The sequence below is a fragment of the Bradyrhizobium sp. CCBAU 11430 genome, from assembly GCF_028128855.1.
Lineage (GTDB): Bacteria > Pseudomonadota > Alphaproteobacteria > Rhizobiales > Xanthobacteraceae > Bradyrhizobium > Bradyrhizobium ottawaense.
The window spans coordinates 45849-62693 of sequence record NZ_LBJV01000056.1; the positions used below are offsets into that span (position 1 = coordinate 45849).

The 16845-nt window shown below is 65.6% G+C and carries 17 protein-coding genes; 1 reads left to right on the plus strand and 16 read right to left on the minus strand.

Features of this window, described 5'->3' with window-relative positions:
• Nucleotides 1-14 precede the first annotated feature (14 nt).
• Genes XI04_RS17060 through XI04_RS17095 form a run of 8 tightly spaced genes read right to left on the minus strand, consistent with a single transcriptional unit; the run spans nucleotide 15 to nucleotide 7858 of the window.
• Nucleotides 15-1136 (minus strand): NAD(P)/FAD-dependent oxidoreductase, encoded by a 1122-nt coding sequence (locus XI04_RS17060; protein WP_038972701.1) that lies wholly within the window; start codon nucleotides 1134-1136, stop codon nucleotides 15-17.
• Nucleotides 1133-2551, minus strand: a complete 1419-nt coding sequence (locus XI04_RS17065) for an FAD/NAD(P)-dependent oxidoreductase (protein ID WP_095426697.1) — start codon at nucleotides 2549-2551, stop codon at nucleotides 1133-1135. The genes XI04_RS17060 and XI04_RS17065 overlap by 4 nt, the downstream gene beginning before the upstream one ends.
• On the minus strand, nucleotides 2548-2844 hold the full coding sequence (locus tag XI04_RS17070; RefSeq protein ID WP_028140357.1) for a (2Fe-2S)-binding protein: 297 nt from the start codon (nucleotides 2842-2844) through the stop codon (nucleotides 2548-2550). The genes XI04_RS17065 and XI04_RS17070 overlap by 4 nt, the downstream gene beginning before the upstream one ends.
• A gap of 29 nt (nucleotides 2845-2873) precedes the next feature.
• The gene (locus XI04_RS17075) at nucleotides 2874-4070 is read right to left on the minus strand and encodes an NAD(P)/FAD-dependent oxidoreductase (RefSeq protein ID WP_038951039.1); all 1197 of its coding nucleotides are present in this window, start codon (nucleotides 4068-4070) and stop codon (nucleotides 2874-2876) included.
• An 8-nt stretch (nucleotides 4071-4078) separates the two neighbouring features.
• On the minus strand, nucleotides 4079-4888 hold the full coding sequence (locus XI04_RS17080; RefSeq protein WP_018317729.1) for an ABC transporter permease: 810 nt from the start codon (nucleotides 4886-4888) through the stop codon (nucleotides 4079-4081).
• Entirely contained in the window at nucleotides 4885-5760 is an 876-nt protein-coding gene (locus XI04_RS17085; RefSeq protein ID WP_271609247.1) for an ABC transporter permease, read from the minus strand. Before XI04_RS17085 ends, XI04_RS17080 begins: the two co-directional genes overlap by 4 nt.
• Complete coding sequence (locus tag XI04_RS17090; RefSeq protein ID WP_038951041.1) at nucleotides 5757-6797, minus strand: ABC transporter ATP-binding protein; 1041 nt, start codon at nucleotides 6795-6797, stop codon at nucleotides 5757-5759. The genes XI04_RS17085 and XI04_RS17090 overlap by 4 nt, the downstream gene beginning before the upstream one ends.
• A 26-nt stretch (nucleotides 6798-6823) precedes the next feature.
• On the minus strand, nucleotides 6824-7858 hold the full coding sequence (locus XI04_RS17095) for an ABC transporter substrate-binding protein (protein ID WP_038951042.1): 1035 nt from the start codon (nucleotides 7856-7858) through the stop codon (nucleotides 6824-6826).
• Between the two features lie 271 nt (nucleotides 7859-8129).
• Here XI04_RS17095 and XI04_RS17100 point away from each other — a divergent pair, with 271 nt between their 5' ends.
• The gene (locus XI04_RS17100) at nucleotides 8130-9047 is read left to right on the plus strand and encodes a LysR substrate-binding domain-containing protein (RefSeq protein ID WP_271609248.1); all 918 of its coding nucleotides are present in this window, start codon (nucleotides 8130-8132) and stop codon (nucleotides 9045-9047) included.
• Here XI04_RS17100 and XI04_RS17105 read toward each other — a convergent pair.
• Genes XI04_RS17105 through XI04_RS17140 form a run of 8 tightly spaced genes read right to left on the minus strand, consistent with a single transcriptional unit; the run spans nucleotide 9037 to nucleotide 16839 of the window.
• Complete coding sequence (locus tag XI04_RS17105; RefSeq protein ID WP_271609249.1) at nucleotides 9037-10410, minus strand: amidohydrolase family protein; 1374 nt, start codon at nucleotides 10408-10410, stop codon at nucleotides 9037-9039. The two genes, XI04_RS17100 and XI04_RS17105, sit on opposite strands and share 11 nt — an antisense overlap.
• Nucleotides 10407-11990: an ABC transporter substrate-binding protein gene (locus XI04_RS17110; protein WP_271609250.1), complete on the minus strand. Its 1584-nt coding sequence runs from the start codon at nucleotides 11988-11990 to the stop codon at nucleotides 10407-10409. The genes XI04_RS17105 and XI04_RS17110 overlap by 4 nt, the downstream gene beginning before the upstream one ends.
• A 40-nt stretch (nucleotides 11991-12030) precedes the next feature.
• Nucleotides 12031-12687, minus strand: a complete 657-nt coding sequence (locus XI04_RS17115) for an aspartate/glutamate racemase family protein (RefSeq protein WP_271609251.1) — start codon at nucleotides 12685-12687, stop codon at nucleotides 12031-12033.
• A gap of 8 nt (nucleotides 12688-12695) precedes the next feature.
• Nucleotides 12696-13580, minus strand: coding sequence for a polysaccharide deacetylase family protein (locus XI04_RS17120; protein WP_028140366.1), 885 nt, complete (start codon nucleotides 13578-13580; stop codon nucleotides 12696-12698).
• A complete protein-coding gene (locus tag XI04_RS17125) occupies nucleotides 13567-14382 on the minus strand; it encodes an ABC transporter substrate-binding protein (RefSeq protein WP_161966358.1) in 816 nt (271 codons plus the stop codon). Before XI04_RS17125 ends, XI04_RS17120 begins: the two co-directional genes overlap by 14 nt.
• Before the next feature lie 14 nt (nucleotides 14383-14396).
• Nucleotides 14397-15161, minus strand: a complete 765-nt coding sequence (locus XI04_RS17130) for an amino acid ABC transporter ATP-binding protein (RefSeq protein ID WP_271609252.1) — start codon at nucleotides 15159-15161, stop codon at nucleotides 14397-14399.
• Nucleotides 15158-16015 (minus strand): amino acid ABC transporter permease, encoded by an 858-nt coding sequence (locus XI04_RS17135; protein WP_271609253.1) that lies wholly within the window; start codon nucleotides 16013-16015, stop codon nucleotides 15158-15160. The genes XI04_RS17130 and XI04_RS17135 overlap by 4 nt, the downstream gene beginning before the upstream one ends.
• Entirely contained in the window at nucleotides 16012-16839 is an 828-nt protein-coding gene (locus tag XI04_RS17140) for an ABC transporter substrate-binding protein (RefSeq protein ID WP_038951052.1), read from the minus strand. The genes XI04_RS17135 and XI04_RS17140 overlap by 4 nt, the downstream gene beginning before the upstream one ends.
• Nucleotides 16840-16845 lie beyond the last annotated feature (6 nt).

The window sequence follows — 16845 nt, forward strand, 5'->3', positions numbered from 1 at the left end:
ATATCCTCTTGTTGCTAGGGCGTTGAGGGATGGAAGCGGTCGATGCCGAGATCACCGACGCGGGTCTGGGTGCCGCCGTTGACGATCAGCTCCGCCATCACGGCACCGGCGCCGGGGCCGAGCTGAAAGCCGTGCAACGAGAAGCCGAACTGGTGATAGAGGCCCTTGTGACGGCTGCTCGGTCCGAACACGGGAATATCGTCCTTCATCTTCGCTTCGATCCCGGCCCAGGCACGGACGATGGTGGCGCTGCGCATCACCGGAAACAGCTCGAACACGGTGCGTGCGCTGGTCGCGAGGCTCTTCCAGTCCAGCACCGTCTCGTTGCGATCCTGATAGGGCGTTGCCAGATGACCGCCGCCGATCAGCACCGTGCCGTTGGAGAACTGCTTGAAGGAGAGCTTTCGCCCGCGCAGGATCACGACGGGGTCGATGAAGTGCGGCACGCGCGAGGTGATCATCAGCATCGGTGCCACGGTCTCGACCGGCACGGGCTCGCCGAGCGCGGCCGCGATCTTGCCGGCCCAGGCGCCCGCGGCGTTGACCAGCACCGGCGCGGCAAAGGCTTCAGTGCCGACGTCGACATGCCAGAGCCCATCGCTGTACCGGATGTTGCTGGCGGCCACGCCTTCGCGCACGGTCGTGCCGAGCTGCTGGGCCTTGCGCCGGAACGCCGTCGTCGTCTGCGCCGGATTGGCCGCGCCGTCACGGCGCGAAACCACGCCGCCGGGACAGCTTTCAGCCACCGCCGGCACCAGCCGGCGCAATTCAGTCGCGTCGATCAGCTCTTCGTGGGTGAAGCCGAGCGCATTGAGCTCGGCCACGCGCACGCGGCAGACCGCGAGCTCCTCCTCGTTCTCGGCGACCAGCACCTGGCCGTGGCTCTCGAAACTGCAATCGTCGTCGAGGAGATCCTTGATCTTCTCCCAGATTCCCATCGAGCGGATCGAGAGCGGAATCTCCGGGATATGCCGCGCGAGCTGGCGGACGCCGCCGGCATTGACGCCCGAGGCGTGGCGACCGGCATAATCCTTCTCGATCAACACCGGTTTCAGGCCGGCGAGGCACAGATGCAACGCGGTGGAGCATCCGTGGATGCCGCCGCCGACGACGATCGCATCCACGCATCTTGTCATCCGCGCACCACCGCCTTGACGTCGGCCTCGCTTTTCGGAACGGCCGCGAGCTCGGCGAGCGTGATTGGCTTCACCGGCGCGCGCAGCCGGTAATAGCCGATCTCCTGCGGAGACTTGCCGCGCGCCTGCGCCATCAGCTCGGTGACGGTGAGGCCGCAGAGCCGGCCCTGGCACGGGCCCATGCCGGTGCGGCGATAGGCCTTGAGCTGGTTCGGCCCGGTCGCGCCGATCGCGACGGAATCGAGAACGTCCTTTGCCGTGACCTCCTCGCAGCGGCAGACGATGGTGTCGCCGGAGGGAATACGGAACTGCGGCGCGGGGCGGAACAGCGTATCGAGGAAGATACGACCACGCTCGGCCTTGGCAAGATCGGTACGCAACGCTGCCATCGACGGAAATTTTGCGGCAGCCGCGGGTGCCAACGCTTCGACTGCCGCGCGCGCCGCGATGCGGCCGCGCACCACGGCGGCATTGGCACCACCGATGCCGGCGCCGTCGCCGGCGATCGCAATGCCGGCGACCGACGAACTGCCGCTGGCATCCAGCACCGGCGACCAGCACAGTTGCAGATCGTCCCAGCGATGCTCGACACCTGCGGACATCGCGAGATTAACGTTGGGCACGACGCCCTGATGCAGCAACAGAAGGTCAGCAGGAATGGTCTCGCGCTTGCCGCCGGCGACATAGCTCACGCTGGCGAGCTGGCCGTCGCCGGCCGCCGAGAGCTCCGCGACGCCGGAGACGACCTGCACCTTGGCCTTCACCTCGCGCATCATCGCGAGACCCTTGGCGAAATAGGGTGAGGTCAGGAACGCGAAGGCGTGCGGAAGCGCCGCAAAGTAATTGCCGCGCTCGGTGGTGTCGAGGATGCGGTCGATGCGGCCGCCGAGGCGCAGGATCTGCGCGGCGAGCAGCCACAGCAGCGGCCCTTGGCCTGCGATCACCGTGCGGCCATCGGGAACCAGAGCCGACGATTTCAGCATCGTCTGCGCGGCGCCCGCGGTCATCACGCCCGGCAGCGTCCAGCCGGGTATTGGAAACGGCCGCTCCAGTGCGCCGGTCGCAAGGATCACGCGCTGCGCCTTGACGAAGGCGGAGGCACCGCCGACCGAGACGGCGATCTCGAGGTTGCGGTCGAGGCTCCAGACCGTCGCGCGATGAATGACCTCGGCGCTGGTCGCACGCAGCGACTGCACGAGATCGGCACCGACCCAATAATCGGCGCCGAGCTGATTGCGATCGGTTACCGGCGTCGAAGAGATCGCGCGAAACACCTGACCGCCCGGGCCGACATTCTCGTCGAGCAGCAGCGTGGACAAGCCGGCTTCGGCGGATGTCGCAGCGGCGGCAAGGCCCGCGGGTCCCGCGCCGATCACCACGACGTCATAGTCTTCGCGCTTGGGAGCCACAGTCATTTTCCGATCTCCCGCTTGCCCTTCTGGATCTCGATCTGCATGCCCTCGGCGACGGGCACGAGGCAGCCCTGGCGGTTGCCGACGCCGTCGATGGTGACGAGGCAGTCGAAGCACACGCCCATCATGCAATAGGGCAGACGCGGTGCGCCGCTCACAGCGGTGGAACGCCGTGCGTCGCGGCCGGAGGCCAGTAGCGCAGCCGAGACGGTGTCACCCTGGCGCGCCGCAACGGCAACGCCGTCGACGAAGATCTCGACCTGCGGTCGCTTGTCCTGTTCGGATCGTCTAAACATGGGGATGCCTCTTGGCTCCTTCAAAATCTCTAATAACCGCTGTTGTTCGCAGCGCCCGCGGCGCCGAAACGGCTAGCCGAGAACGCGCCGACCAGCTCGGGCTCGAGCGCGCCCTGCGCCACCATGCGCGCGATCTCGAAGGCGTGGTTGGAGGCCAGCGTCACGCCGGAATGGCAGCAGGCGACGAAGGCGCCGGGATGCGTCTCCGACTGGTCGTAGATCGGAAAGCCATCCTGCGGCATGACGCGGATGCCGGCCCAGCTCCTGACCACGTTGAGCCGCGACAGATGCGGGAACATGCGCTGGGCGCGATCGGTCATCACGGCGCTGATCGAATGCTTCAGCGCCCGATCATCGAGCTCGTCTTCCTTGCTGTCGCCGATCATCACCGTGCCCTCGTCGGTCTGGCGGATCGTGGTCAGCGGATGCGGCAGGAACGGCATGGTGCGCTCGGTCACCACGATCTGGCCGCGGGTCGGGCCCATCGGCGCGTAGAGGCCGACCATGGGCGCCAGCGTCTGATTGGCATTGCCGGCGGCGAGCACGATCTTGGCCGCGCGCAGCTCGCCCTTCGGCGTGGTCAGGCGGAATTCGCCGCCGCTCCTGCTGATCGCCGAGACCGGACGCTCCGGAAAATAATCGATGCCGAACGCCCTGAAGCCGGTGTGGAAGGCGCGGAACGTGCGCAGCGAATTGACGTGGCCGTCGAGCGGGCAATAGCTGCCGCCGGAGACCTCCGGCCCGATCAGCGGCAGCGACTTCTTGACCTCGGATGCGGAGAGCATCTCCATCTTGTAGTCGGCAGCACCGGCCTGGTTGTGCATGCGCTTGACCAGCTCGGTGCGCTGGCCGAACTCCTCTTCACCAAGGGTGAGATGAAAACCGCCATTCTGCTGAAGCGAGACATCAAGGCCGGTCTGTTGCTTTAACTCCTCCGCCAGCCGGCCCCACGCCTGCGACGCCTGCACGGTCCACACCGTATAGGCGGGCATGCCGAGCCCCTTGCTCTGGACCCAGACCAGCGCAAAGTTTGCGCGGGAGGCGCGTTTGGTGATGTCGCCTTCGTCGAGCACGGCAACGGACTTGCCAAGCCGGCCGAGGCCCCAGGCAATCGCGGAGCCGAGCAACCCGCCGCCGACGACGGCGACGTCGTAATCAGATTTTTGTTTAGACGCGTTTTCTTTACGCGAACCGGCGTCCACTTCGCTCGAAAACGCTTTAGACATAAGTTCTCCTATCGCCCCGTATCGCCGCCCTTGCCGGCGAGCACACGGTCGAGCCCGTAGAAGCGGTCGAGCAGAATGAGGGCGGTCATGGTCACAGCGATCACGCAGGCCGAGACCGACGTCACCAGCGGATCGATGTTGTCCTGGATATAAAGGAACATGCGCACCGGCAACGTCTCGGTACCGGGTGCCGCGAGGAAGACGGTCATGGTGAGATCGTCGAAGGACTGGATGAAAGCGAGCGCCCAGCCGCTGATGACGCCGGGGAGGATCAGCGGCAAGGTCACGCGGCGAAACAGCGTCCAGCCGCCGGCGCCGAGGGAGACCGCGGCTATCTCGACGGTGCGGTCCATGCCTGTCGCTGCCGCAAGCGTCAGCCGCAGCGCGAACGGAAACACGATGATGACATGCGCGATGATCAGCGCGGCAAAACTGCCGCCCAGGCCGGCCGAGGTGAAGAAGCGCAGGAAGGCGATGCCTAGCACGACATGCGGGATCATCAGCGGCGACAGGAACAGCGCGGCGAGCGCATCGCGGCCGCGGAATCGATAGCGCGCGATCGCCAATGCCGCCGGCACCGCGAACAGGAGCGCGACGAAGGAGGACAGCGCGCCGAGGCCAAGGCTGACCCAGAAGGCGTGGATGAATTCGGGGTAGTTCGCGATCGTCCTGAACCAGCGCAGCGAAAAGCCGTTGGTCGGCAGCGACAGGAAGCCTTCGGGCGTGAAGGCGACGAGACAGACCACCAGGATCGGCGCCACCATGACGATGACGAAGAAGGTATGGAAGATCAGCGCCAGCGGGCCGTTCCGTCTCATCGGAACACCTCCGCGTAGCGCCGCTCGATCAATGCGTTGCTGCCGACGACGATCAGCACCAGCGCGACCAGCAGCAGCGTCGCGACCGCTGCGCCGAGCGGCCAGTTCAACGTGTTGAGGAACTCGTCATAGGCGAGCGTCGCGGCGACCTTGAGCCGGCGGCCGCCGATGATCGCGGGCGTCGCAAACGCGCTGGCCGAGAGCGAAAACACGATGATCGCACCCGACAGCACGCCCGGCATGATCTGCGGCATGATGATGCGGCGAATGATGGTGGCGGGGCCGGCGCCGAGCGACGTCGCGGCATTCTCGATCTGCGGATCGAGCCGCTGCAGCGCAGCCCACACCGAGAGCACCATGAACGGCATCATCACGTGTGCGAGCGCGACCACCATGCCGGTTTCGGTGAACATGAAGGGAATGGGCGAGCTAATCACCCCGAGCGACATCAAGAGCTTGTTGACGAGGCCGTTGTTGCCGCCGAACAGCAGCGCCCAGCCCAGCGTGCGAGCCACCACGGAGATCAGAAGCGGCCCGAGGATGACCAGCAGGAAGAAGCTTTTCCAACGGCCGCTCATGCGGTTGAGGATGTAGGCTTCGGGCGCCCCGAGCAGCGCGGTGAGCAGCGTGGTCAGGATCGCGATGCGAAAGGTGCGCCAGAACATCTCGGCGTAATAGGGATCGGTCGCGATCTCGTGCCAGTTCTTGAGGATGAAGACCGGCTCGATGCCCTTGTACTGGCCCCAATCGTGGAACGACAGCATCACCGTCATCGCCAGCGGAATCAGCAGCACGCCGACGAACAGCATCAAGGCAGGCGCCGTCAGCGCCCAGGGCGCACGCGCGCTGCGTTCCTCGGCGACTGCGCTCATGCGCCAGCCCTCGCGCGGACGCTCATATCCTCGGGCCGCCAGGTAAGACGAACCGTCTCGCCTTCGGCCGGCTGCGCCTTGCCGTCATTCTGGCGGATCACGATTGCCGGGCCGCATTCGCTGTCGCACTGGAACAGCCAGTGATTGCCCTGGAAGATGCGCGTGACGATTTTTGCGCTGAGGCCGGCATCGCCGAAGCCGATTCTTTCAGGGCGAATGCTGACGGTGACGGGACCGCTGAGGCCCGCCGGGGCCGGCGCACTCCAGGAGCCCGCCGTCACCCGCGCTGGCGTGGCGGTCCGATCGACCGCCGCGGCGAAATCGTTGGTCTTGCCGAGGAATTGCGAGACGAAGGCCGAGGCCGGCTTCTCATAGGTCTCCTGCGGCGTCCCGATCTGCTCGATCTTGCCCTGGCTCATCACCACGATGCGATCGGACAGCGACATCGCCTCGTTCTGGTCATGGGTGACCAGGATCGTGGTGGTGCCGATGGTGCGCTGGATCTGACGCAGCTCGATCTGCATCTCCTCGCGCAGCTTGGCGTCAAGGTTGGACAGCGGCTCGTCGAGCAAGAGCACGCTCGGCTTGATCACCAGCGCGCGGGCGAGTGCCACGCGCTGCTGCTGGCCGCCGGACATGCGGCGGGGATGGCGGTCCTCAAAGCCGGCAAGGCCGACCATCGCGAGCGCGGCACGAACGCGCTCGGCTCTTTCAGTGCGCGGCACGTTGCGCATCTCGAGACCGAAGGCGACGTTCTCCGCCGCCGTCATGTGCGGAAACAGCGCGTAGCTCTGGAACACGATGCCAAGGCCACGCTTGGCCGGATGGATCGCGGTCAGGTCCTTGCCCTCCAGGCGGATCGCGCCGCGGGTGGGATCGAGGAAGCCCGCGATCATCTGCAACGTCGTGGTCTTGCCGCAGCCGGACGGGCCGAGGAAGGAGATGAACTCCCCCTTCCCCACCGAGAGACTGAAGTCATCGACCACAGTCTGCGCCCCGAATTGCTTGGCGACCCGATCGAGCTCGAGATAGGCCATACGCTGTCTCCGCTGCGACGATCAGATCAACGCTCGACCTCGCGATTCCAGCGCTTGGTCCACTCCTCGCGCTTCTCGTTGATGACGGTCCAGTCCGGATTATAGAGCTTGGCCGCACGCTCGCCGATCGGCGCCATCTTGCCGAGCTCCGGCGGGATCACCAGCGACTTCAGCACCGGGCCGTAGCCGTAATCCTTCAGCATCACGAGCTGGATCTTGGGGTCGAGCAGCATCTTGACGAAACTTGATGCCAGCGGCGAGGCGCTCGGCTTGGTGATCGGACACGCCGTGGTCAGCAGCGTCGCAGCGCCTTCCTTCGGGTAGACGAAGTCGACGGGGAAGCCGGTGTTGGCAAAGCTCTGCACACGGCCGGTGCCCCACACCGCGATCACGGCCTGGCCGGACTGGAACAGCTCGGTCATCTTGCCCGGCGACGGCTCGTAAGCGAGCACGTTCGGATTGATCTGCTCCTTGAAGATCTTGAAGCCGGAATCGACATTGGTCTCGCCGCCGCCGTTCATCTTCGACAGCATCACCAGCGCTTCGAGACCGTAGGTGTTGTTGATCGGCGGGATCACCAGCTGTTTTGCGTATTTCGTATCCTTCAGGTCATTCCACGAGGTCGGCGGCGCCCAGCCTTTCTCCTTGAACACCTTGGTATTGTACATCAGCCCGGTCGCGACGATGCCGATGGCGACTGCGCGATCGTCCTTGAAGCGCGCGGTGTCGTAGAGATCGGCCGGCAGTCCCTCGAGCTTGCCGCAGAAGCCGAGCTGGATCGCCTGGTACATCGGGCCGTCATCGACGATGGCGACGTCGATCTGCTGGTTGCCCTTCTGCGCCTGGAGTTTTGCCAGCGTGTCGGTGGAATTGCCGGCGACGTATTCGACCTTGACGCCGTTCTCTTTCTCGAAGGCCGGGATCACCTCGTCGCGGATCGTCTTCTCGAACGAGCCGCCATAGCCGGCGACGTAGAGCGTCTTTTGCTGGGCCGAAGCGGCCGACGGGGCGGCAATGAGCGCTGCGATGCTGACCGCGGTCAGAAGGCGAAGAGTCTTCATGTGGACCGATCTCCATACCGGAATGAGGTGACGTGCCGACGAGTCTCGCTGGCTGAAGCCTCTTCCGCATTTCCTTCCGCGCAATCCCGTCTCCAAGCAGGCTCCGGCGCCCGTACGGCGGGTTTTGGCGCGATCTGGAGGCTTGAACCCCTCCAATCTGCCGAAAAAGCGGGCTGTCTCCAGTCCTGATGAAAAAGATCGCAACCTATACTTCCATCGTCCAATGAATAATGGCAACCTATGTATGCCTAAATGTTATGGATGATTTGGAATGGCGCGGATCAATTCGCGGCAGGTGGAGGCCTTCCGCGCGACCATGCTGACCGGCAGCGTCACCGAGGCCGCGAAGCTGATGGTGGTGACGCAGCCCGCTGTCAGCCGGTTGCTGCGCGACTTCCAGGCCCTCTTGAAGATGGAGTTGTTCGAGCGGCGCGGCACCGGCCTCGTGCCGACCGCCGCGGCAATGGCGCTCTATACCGAGGTCGAACGGTCCTTCGTCGGTCTCGAACGCATCACGGCTGCGGCCGAAGAAATCCGTGGCCGCCGCACTGGCTCGCTGCGCATCGCCGCGCTGCCGGCGCTGGCGAACGGCTATTTGCCACGACTTGCCGGTCATTTCCTGATGGAACGGCCCAACCTCAACCTGGCCTTCTTCGGCGTGATCTCGCCGATCGTGGTCGACTGGGTCTTGAACAATCAATGCGACATCGGCTTTGCCGAGGTGCCGATTGCCCATTCCGGACTGCCGAGCCTGCGGCTGCCGGCGCTGGCGCGCGTCGCGGTAGTGCCGACCGGACATCGCCTCGCAGAGAAGGAAGTGCTGGAGCCGCGCGATTTCGAGGGCGAGACGTTCATCTCGCTGTCGGCGGGATCGTCAAGCCGGCACCTCGTCGACCAGGTGTTTCACCGCAGCGACGTCCGCCGCGTGCTCAGGGTCGAGACCACGCTGTCGGAAATCATGTGCGGGATGGTGTCATCAGGGCTCGGGGTCTCGATCTGCGATCCCTTCACCGCACAGGAGTTCGCGACGCGCGGCGTCGTCGTGCGGCGCTTCCTGCCGCGCATCGACTTCGAATTCTCCGCCGTCTTTCCGGCGCAGCGCAGCCCTTCGCCGGTGGCGCTGGATCTGGTGGAGACCATGCGCAAGGCGCTGATGGAGTTCGAGGGCGACGCTGGCCTCAGCCGTTGAACGCGGCCTGCGCCTCCGGCAGATCCCAGATCTTGCCGATCGCGGCGCTGCCCGCTGCGGTGATCGCCGCTTCGTCGGCGCCGAGATAGCGGCCGGCATCGACCAGCACGCGGCCATCGACGATCACCTGATCGATATTGGCGCGGTTGGCGAGCGCGATCAGCGCGCGGCGGGGATCGAACAGCGGCTGGAGATGCGGATGGGTGAGATCGACCACGGTGAGATCGGCGGTCGCGCCCGGCTCGATCCGGCCGAGATCCGGCCGCTTGATGACATCGGCGGCCACGGCCGTGTTCGCTTCGATCAACTCGGGCGAATTGGCGACATCGGCGCGCTGCGAGGTGGTCTTGGAGATCAGTGACGCCGCATTGAGCTCACCGAGCAGATCCATGTTGTAGCCGTCGGTGCCGACCACGGTGCGCACGCCATGCTCGGCGAACCGGCTGAAGGCCGCGGTGACGCCGGCGCGCGCGAACACGCGCGGGCAATTCAGAACGGTCATGCCGCGCGCGGCCATCAACTTGAGATCGTCGTCGCTGCTGAACATGCAATGCGCCGCCATCAAATCGGGCGCGAGCAGGCCGAGCCAATCCAGATATTGCGCCGGCGTGCGGCCGCCATAGCGCCTGCCGATGGTCTCGACCTCGGCGCGGCTCTGCGCCATATGCGTCGTGATGGGCACGCCGAGCTCGCGCGCTCGCACGGCGCAAGCTCTCAGGAGGTCGGGGCCGCAGGTGTCGGTGGCGTGCGGGCTCATGGCGAGGCCGATGCGGCCGTCGCCGCGATTGTTCCAGCGCTGGTAGAGCGCATCCCACGTCGCCATGTCGGCGGCGCCGTCATCGCCGGAATATTGCACTACGCCGTCGGGGCCGGCCTTGGCGTCCGACGTCGAGAACAGATAGGGCGCGCCATAAAAGCGAATGCCCATCTCCTCGGCGGCGTCGAACATTTCAGGGATCGAATTGCGGAACGGCTCCATCACCGTGGTAGCACCACCCTTGAGGAGCTGGAGGATGCCGAGCCGCGCCACCGCCATGCGTTCTTCCGCCGACAGCAGATCGGCGCCGCGCTTGGTCAGCGGCAGCAGCACCGTGTAGACGATGCTCTGGTTGTTCTTGCGGCCGTTGCCGTCCTCGGTGTGGCTGCGCGCTACCGCCTCAGAAAAGCAGTGATTGTGCAGGTTCAGCAAGCCCGGCAGAACGAAGCGGCCGGGGCGGTCGTAGACCTCGTCCGCGCGCGGCCTGTCGCGCGTGACCGCGGCGATCCTCTTGCCTTCGATAAGGACCCAACGGTCGCGCAGCACATCCTGCGCGCCGTCTTTCCGTGACAGCACATAGCTGCCGAAGATTGCGATCGTGCTCATGCGGGGCGTACGTTCCAGAAGACGGCGGTGCCGTCGAGAATGCCGGTGATGGCCTTGCGATAGGCGGTCGGCTGCTTGTACAGGCCGATCGGGATGTAGGGAATCTCCTCGAACGCCACCGCCTGGACCTGGCGGCAGATGCGCTGCTGCTCGGCGAGCTCGGAAGCGGCCAGCCATTGGTTGCGCAAGGCGCCCATCTTCTCGCTCGCATACCAGCCGGCGACCTTGCCCTCGCCGCGGATGTTGGTGTTGCCGGCCGGATTGAGCCAGTCGATGCCCTGCCAATTGCCGACCGCCGCGCTCCAGCCGCCCTGCCCGACCGGATCCTTCTTGAGCTGGCGCTGTAACACGACGGCGAAATCGAGCCCGGCATATTCGACGTTCATGCCGGCCTTGCGCAAGCTATCGACCGCGATCTCGCCGAGCGGCTTCTGCGCCAACGAATTGGTGGGCACGAGCACCACGATCTTCTCGCCATTATAGCCGGCCGCCTTCAGGTCGGCCTTGACCCTGGCGTAGTCGCGGGGCCCGCGGAACACATCGAGGCCGACCTCGTTCGCCATCGGCGTACCGGGCGCGAAGTAGCCGATCGGCGAGACCTGAAAGGCGGGATCGACACCGGCCACCGCCGTCATGAACGCGGACTGGTCGATCGCACCGAGCAGCGCGCGGCGGAGGGCGGGATTGTCGAACGGCGGCTGCAGATGATTGAGCCGCAGCATGCAGGCGTAACCGCGGGGATCAAGAATGCGCGTCTCGATGTCACCGGCAGCCTTGATCACCGGCAACAGATCGTGCGGCGTGGTCTCCTGCCAGTCCTGCTCGCCGGTCTGCAGCGCGGCGACGCCGGTGCCGGCATCGGGCGTGGTGGTCCAGACCACGCGGTCGTAGTGCACGATCTTCGGCCCCGCGGTCCAATCCGGCTTGCCGTCGGTGCGGGGCTGATAGCGCTCGAATTTGGCGTAGGCGTTGCGCGCGCCCTGCACGCGCTCGTCGGCGAGGTAGCGGAACGGGCCGCTGCCGATCACCTCGGTGAGCGGCTTGAACGGGTCCTGGCTCGCCAACCGCTCCGGCATCATGAAGCAGGCGTTGATCGCGGCCTTGCCGAGCGCCTGCGGCAGCAGCGGGAACGGACGCTTGAGACGGAAGCGGATGGTGCGATCATCAGCGGCCGACAGCTCCGCAGTCGCTTCCAGCAGCTCGCCGCCAAAGCCGTCGCGCGCCGCCCAGCGGCGGATGCTGGCGACGCAATCGCGAGCCAGCACGCGCTCGCCGTCGTGCCAGAACAGGCCGTCGCGCAAGCTGAGGTCCCATTGCAGCCCGTCGGCGGAGACGACATGGCCCGACAGCATCTGCGGCGAGACCTGGAGCGACGAGCTCATGCCGTAGAGCGTGTCGTAGACCATGAAGCCGTGGTTTCGCGACACCTGCGCGGTCGAATAGATCGGATCGACGAAGGCGAGATCGATGACGGGGATAAAGCGCAGCGTAGACTGGGATTCAGCACGGACAATGCCCGGCAACGACAGTGCTGGAATTGCTGCTGCGGCCTTGAGGAGCGAGCGGCGAGAAACGGGCATTACAAGAGGCTCCTGAAGAGATCGAACTTCATCGTTCGTTTTACGTGTTCAACAAGACCGCGCCGATCGCAGCAGCCACCGCCTGCTGCGCTGGCTCGACCACGGGCACGCCGATCGCGTCCGCGATCGCCGCGCGGTGCGACGCCATGCCGGCGCAGCCCATCACCACGACATCGGCGCGGCATTGGGTGACCAGCGCACGGCCTGCGTCGATCAGGCGACCGCGGATGTCCGCGCCTGCGGTTTCCGCCGCGCTCGCGCCGACCGACCAGCTTCCGGCATAACGGCTGTCGACGCCCATCACCCGCGCCATGCGCTGCTGGCGGCGGATGCTCGACGGCGACAGTGCGATAATTCCAAAGCGTTCGCCCAGCATCAGTGCGCGGAAGATGCCGCATTCGGCGATGCCCAGCACGGGGCGGCCACCGGCCGCCTCACGCACCGCATGCAGGCCGGGATCGCTGAAGCAGGCGAGCACGAAGGCGTCGGCATTGTCGCGCGACACGCGGTTCACCAGCGGCATGACGACGCTGTCGGCGTCGCGCTGCGAGCTGATGCCCGGCGGCCCCTCGGCAAGGCCCACGACCTCGATGTCAGGCCCGCCGGCGATGCGCAGCGGCGCCACCGCGTCGTCGATCGCCCCCGTCACCGATGCCGACGAGTTGGGGTTGATGACGAGGATGCGGCGACGGGTCATGGCTTGGCTCAGCGGCTGGCCGCTTCGTGGCGGAGAAAATTCTCCGCGATCTTTTCGCCGGTCGTGATCCAGACGTCGGGACACGACTTTACGTAGGTGAGGAACTCGCGCAGCAGGCGCAGGCGCATCGGACGGCCGCTGCATTGCGGATGCAGCACGGTGGTCACCATTGCGCCCCAGTCGCGGACCTCGTCCAGTTCGTCCTTCCACATCGAGAGCACATGCTCCTTCGGGAAGATCGAGCGCGGGCTGAAGCGGGCGGACAGGCCGTGCATCCAGTCGTCATAGCTCGCGGTGACCGGCAGCTCGATCGTGCCCGGCTTGCCGTCGGCGAGCCGGTGGCGATAGGGCCTGACGTCATCGCGGAACGAGGACGTGTAGACGATGCCGTGGCGCACCAGCGCGACGCGCAGCTCCTCGGTGAACTCGCCGTAAGGCGCGCGATAGCCGGTCGGCCTGACGCCGAGCCGACGCTTCAGCGCCTCGAAGCCGCGCTCCAGCTCCTCCTCGATCCAGGGATCGCCGGGATCGGGGAGCAGATGGTGATACCCGTGATGGCCGATCTCGTGGCCGGCCTTGAGAATGGATTCGGCCATCGCCGGGTGCGCATCGACCGACCAGCCCGTGACGAAGAACGTCGCCTTGAGATCGAGCTGGTCGAGCAGCTCCAGCAGCTTGGGCGTGCCGACACGGGCCTCATAGCCGCCATAGCTCATGGTGATGAGCCGCTGGGCGTGACCTGCGTCCTTGCTGGTCCACGCGCTCTCGGCGTCCACGTCGAACGACAGGAACATCGCCGAATTGTACGGCTTCGGCCAGGGATAGTCCGGCGCGGGATCCGCGGTGTTGGCCGGGACGAGCGGGATGCTTTGGAGTGCTTTACTGTCCAGCATTGATGGTCGCCTTCTCGAGTGCGTTGTCCGTCAGTTTCCACTTGGCGAGCAGCGTGCGATAGGTGCCGTCCGCGATCAGCGCGTCGACCGCCTCCAGCATCGCCTGCTGCAACGCCTTTTCCTTGACCGGCAGCGCGATGCCGGTGAATTGCTGTGCGATGGGCTCGCCCACCGTTGCATAGGTGCCGGGCTCGAGATCCATGATGTAAGGCAGCGTCTCGTTGCCCTGGGCGGCGGCATCGATGCGGCCCTGCCTGAGCTGGGTGCGGGCGTCGGCTGAGCCGTCGGTGCCGACGAACTGGATCGGACTGCTGCCGCAGTTCTTTTCGCTCCACGCCGCAATCTGCGCCGGGAACATGGTGCGGCGACTGGCTCCGACCTTCTTGCCGCAGAGCGATGCGGCGTCCTTGAACTCCGCCTTGCGCGACTGCTGCACGAAGAACTGCGGACCGCTGCGTAGATAATCGACAAAAGACGCGACCTCGTGCCGGCTGGCATAGTCGGTGAAGCCGGACAGGATGGCGTCCACGCGCCCCGTCGAGATCGACGGCATGAACTCGGCAAAGCTGGTTTCGGTCCATTCGATCTTGACGCCAAGCTTGCGGCCGATGGCTTCGCCGAGATCGATGTCGAAGCCGGACAGCGCGTTGGTCGCGGGATCGCGGAACTCCATCGGCGGATAGTTCGGCACCAGCGCCACCTTGATGCTGCCCCGCTTGGTGATCTCCGCGGGCAGATCGATCGCCATCGCGGGCACACTCATGACGCCGAGGAACGCCGCCGCAACCAAAAGTCTCTTCATCAACACGCTCCCATTCAGATCACAGCGGAAAGAAAAGCCCTGGTGCGCTCCTCGCGCGGGGCGCCCAATACGTCCGATGCGCGGCCCTGTTCGACGATCGCGCCCTGGTCCATGTAGACGACGCGATCAGCGACCTCGCGCGCGAAGCCGAGCTCGTGCGTCACCACCATCATGGCCATGCCGCTCTTCGCCAGTTCCTTCATCACGGCAAGAACCTCGCCGACGAGCTCGGGATCGAGCGCGCTGGTCGGTTCATCAAAGAGCATCAGCATCGGCTTCATCGCCAGCGCACGCGCGATGGCGACGCGCTGCTGCTGGCCGCCCGAGAGCTGGGCGGGATACCAGTCCGCCTTCGCGGACAATCCGACGCGGCGCAGCAGTTCGAGCGCTTCCGTGCGTACTTCGTCAGGCTTGCGGCCCTGCACCTGGAGCGGACCTTCGGTGATGTTCTCCAGCGCCGTCTTGTGCGGAAACAAATTGAAGCGCTGGAACACCATACCGGTCTTCAGCCTCTGCCGCCCGATCTCGCGCTCGCTGAGACGGTGCAGCCGTCCGCTTTGCTCTCGCACCCCGAGCAATTCGCCGTCGAGCCAGATGCCGCCGGCATCGATCGTGGCCAGCTGGTTGATGCAGCGGAGCAGCGTGGTCTTGCCCGAGCCGGAGGCCCCGATCAGGCACATCACCTCGCCGGGCCAGACGTCGAGCGAGACGCTTTTGAGAGCCTGGAACTCGCCAAAATTCTTGGCGACGGAGCGGATCGCGACGAGGGGCTTTGTCATCGCGCAAGCCGCAATGTGCCGCGCGCAAAACGGCGTTCGAGCAGCATCTGGAGCGGGGTCAGGATCGAGACCACGAGCAGGTACCAGAGCCCGGCGACGATCAAGAGCTCGATCACGCGGGAATTGGCGTAGTAGATGTTTTCGGCGTTATGCAGCAATTCCGGATACTGGATCACGCTCGCAAGCGAGGTCGCCTTCACCATGCCGATGAACTCGTTGCCGAGCGGCGGGATCACCACGCGCATCGCCTGCGGCAGCACGATCCGGCGCAACGCGCGCAACCGTCCCATGCCGATCGCCTGCGCCGCTTCATACTGCCCGATGTCGACCGACAACATGCCGGCGCGCATCACCTCGGAGGTGTAGGCGCCCTGGTTGATGCCGAGCCCGAGCAGAGCGGCAAGGAACGGCGTCATGACGTCGACGGCGCGCGCGCTCCACAAGCCGGGAATGCCGATGATCGGGAACACCAGCGCGAGGTTGAACCAGAGCAGCAGCTGCAGGATCAGCGGCGTGCCGCGGAACAGCCAGGTGTAGCCGGCGGCGACCGTCTTCAGCACCGGATTGGGCGACAGCCGCATGATCGCGACGATGATGCCCAGGACGATGCCGAGCGTCATCGCCAGCACCGCCATCACCATGGTGTTGAAGATGCCTTCGAGAATGACTTTTGCGGTCAGGAAGCGGCTGACATAGGACCATTCGATCTGCCCGTTCGCAAACGCGCGCGCAATGGCCGCGAGCACGAGAATGATCAGCGCGGCGCTGAGCCAGCGAAACCAGTGCGGCTCGCGCGCGATCCTCATCCCCGACAGATCAGGGAAACCTTCCGCGAGTGCCGGCGCCGGCTTCATTGCGGCGCCGCGTTGAGCATGGGCTGGGCGACCGCGTTGGCCCCTAAGCCCCATTTGTCGAGAACAGCCTTATAGGAGCCATCGGCGATCATGGCGGTGAGCTTCTCGGTCACGACCTCGCGCAGGGCGGCATCGTCCTTGCGGAACATGATGCCTTGATAGCCTTTGGCGAAGGGCTCGCCGACGACGCGGTATTTGCCGGGCTCCTGCGTTTGCGCGTAAGGCAGCGTCTCGCTGCCCTGCACGGCGGCATCGATGCGGCCTTGCTTGAGCTGGTTGCGGACGTCGATCGAGTTCTCGCCCGGAACGTACTGGATGGCAGGCTTGCCGGCCGGCTCGCAATTCTGCTTGCTCCACTTCTCGATCTCGACCGGGAAGCTGGTGCTGCGGGTGGTGCCGACCTTCTTGCCGCAGAGATCGGTCGCGTCTTTGGCTCCATTGTCCGCCACGACGAAGAATTGCGGGCCGGTCTGGAGGTAATCGACGAAATCGGCGGTCTCGCGCCGCGAGGCCCGGTCCGAGATGCCGGACATGATGAAGTCGGCGCGCTTGGTCTGCAGCGAAGGGATCAGCTCGGCGAACGGCGTCTCGCTCCAGACGATCTTGAGGCCGCCGAGCCGCTTGGCGAGCTCGTTGGCAAGATCGATGTCGAGCCCGACCAGCTCATTGGTCGCGGGATCGCGATACTCCATCGGCGCATAGGTGGAGTTGACCGTGAGCTTCAGCGTGCCCGCCTGCTTGATCTCCGCGGGAAGCTCGGCCGCCTGTGCCGACGTCGCGGCAGCCAGGGTTGCAAGGGCGAGGAAATGCGAAAGGCGTGTCATGTCAGC

Bases quoted from the DNA above. Each gene is read 5' to 3' on its own strand.
- XI04_RS17060 (WP_038972701.1), bottom strand. From the start codon at position 1,136: ATGACAAGATGCGTGGATGCGATCGTCGTCGGCGGCGGCATCCACGGA.
- XI04_RS17065 (WP_095426697.1), bottom strand. From the start codon at position 2,551: ATGACTGTGGCTCCCAAGCGCGAAGACTATGACGTCGTGGTGATCGGC.
- XI04_RS17070 (WP_028140357.1), bottom strand. From the start codon at position 2,844: ATGTTTAGACGATCCGAACAGGACAAGCGACCGCAGGTCGAGATCTTC.
- XI04_RS17075 (WP_038951039.1), bottom strand. From the start codon at position 4,070: ATGTCTAAAGCGTTTTCGAGCGAAGTGGACGCCGGTTCGCGTAAAGAA.
- XI04_RS17080 (WP_018317729.1), bottom strand. From the start codon at position 4,888: ATGAGACGGAACGGCCCGCTGGCGCTGATCTTCCATACCTTCTTCGTC.
- XI04_RS17085 (WP_271609247.1), bottom strand. From the start codon at position 5,760: ATGAGCGCAGTCGCCGAGGAACGCAGCGCGCGTGCGCCCTGGGCGCTG.
- XI04_RS17090 (WP_038951041.1), bottom strand. From the start codon at position 6,797: ATGGCCTATCTCGAGCTCGATCGGGTCGCCAAGCAATTCGGGGCGCAG.
- XI04_RS17095 (WP_038951042.1), bottom strand. From the start codon at position 7,858: ATGAAGACTCTTCGCCTTCTGACCGCGGTCAGCATCGCAGCGCTCATT.
- XI04_RS17100 (WP_271609248.1), top strand. From the start codon at position 8,130: ATGGCGCGGATCAATTCGCGGCAGGTGGAGGCCTTCCGCGCGACCATG.
- XI04_RS17105 (WP_271609249.1), bottom strand. From the start codon at position 10,410: ATGAGCACGATCGCAATCTTCGGCAGCTATGTGCTGTCACGGAAAGAC.
- XI04_RS17110 (WP_271609250.1), bottom strand. From the start codon at position 11,990: ATGCCCGTTTCTCGCCGCTCGCTCCTCAAGGCCGCAGCAGCAATTCCA.
- XI04_RS17115 (WP_271609251.1), bottom strand. From the start codon at position 12,687: ATGACCCGTCGCCGCATCCTCGTCATCAACCCCAACTCGTCGGCATCG.
- XI04_RS17120 (WP_028140366.1), bottom strand. From the start codon at position 13,580: ATGCTGGACAGTAAAGCACTCCAAAGCATCCCGCTCGTCCCGGCCAAC.
- XI04_RS17125 (WP_161966358.1), bottom strand. From the start codon at position 14,382: ATGAAGAGACTTTTGGTTGCGGCGGCGTTCCTCGGCGTCATGAGTGTG.
- XI04_RS17130 (WP_271609252.1), bottom strand. From the start codon at position 15,161: ATGACAAAGCCCCTCGTCGCGATCCGCTCCGTCGCCAAGAATTTTGGC.
- XI04_RS17135 (WP_271609253.1), bottom strand. From the start codon at position 16,015: ATGAAGCCGGCGCCGGCACTCGCGGAAGGTTTCCCTGATCTGTCGGGG.
- XI04_RS17140 (WP_038951052.1), bottom strand. From the start codon at position 16,839: ATGACACGCCTTTCGCATTTCCTCGCCCTTGCAACCCTGGCTGCCGCG.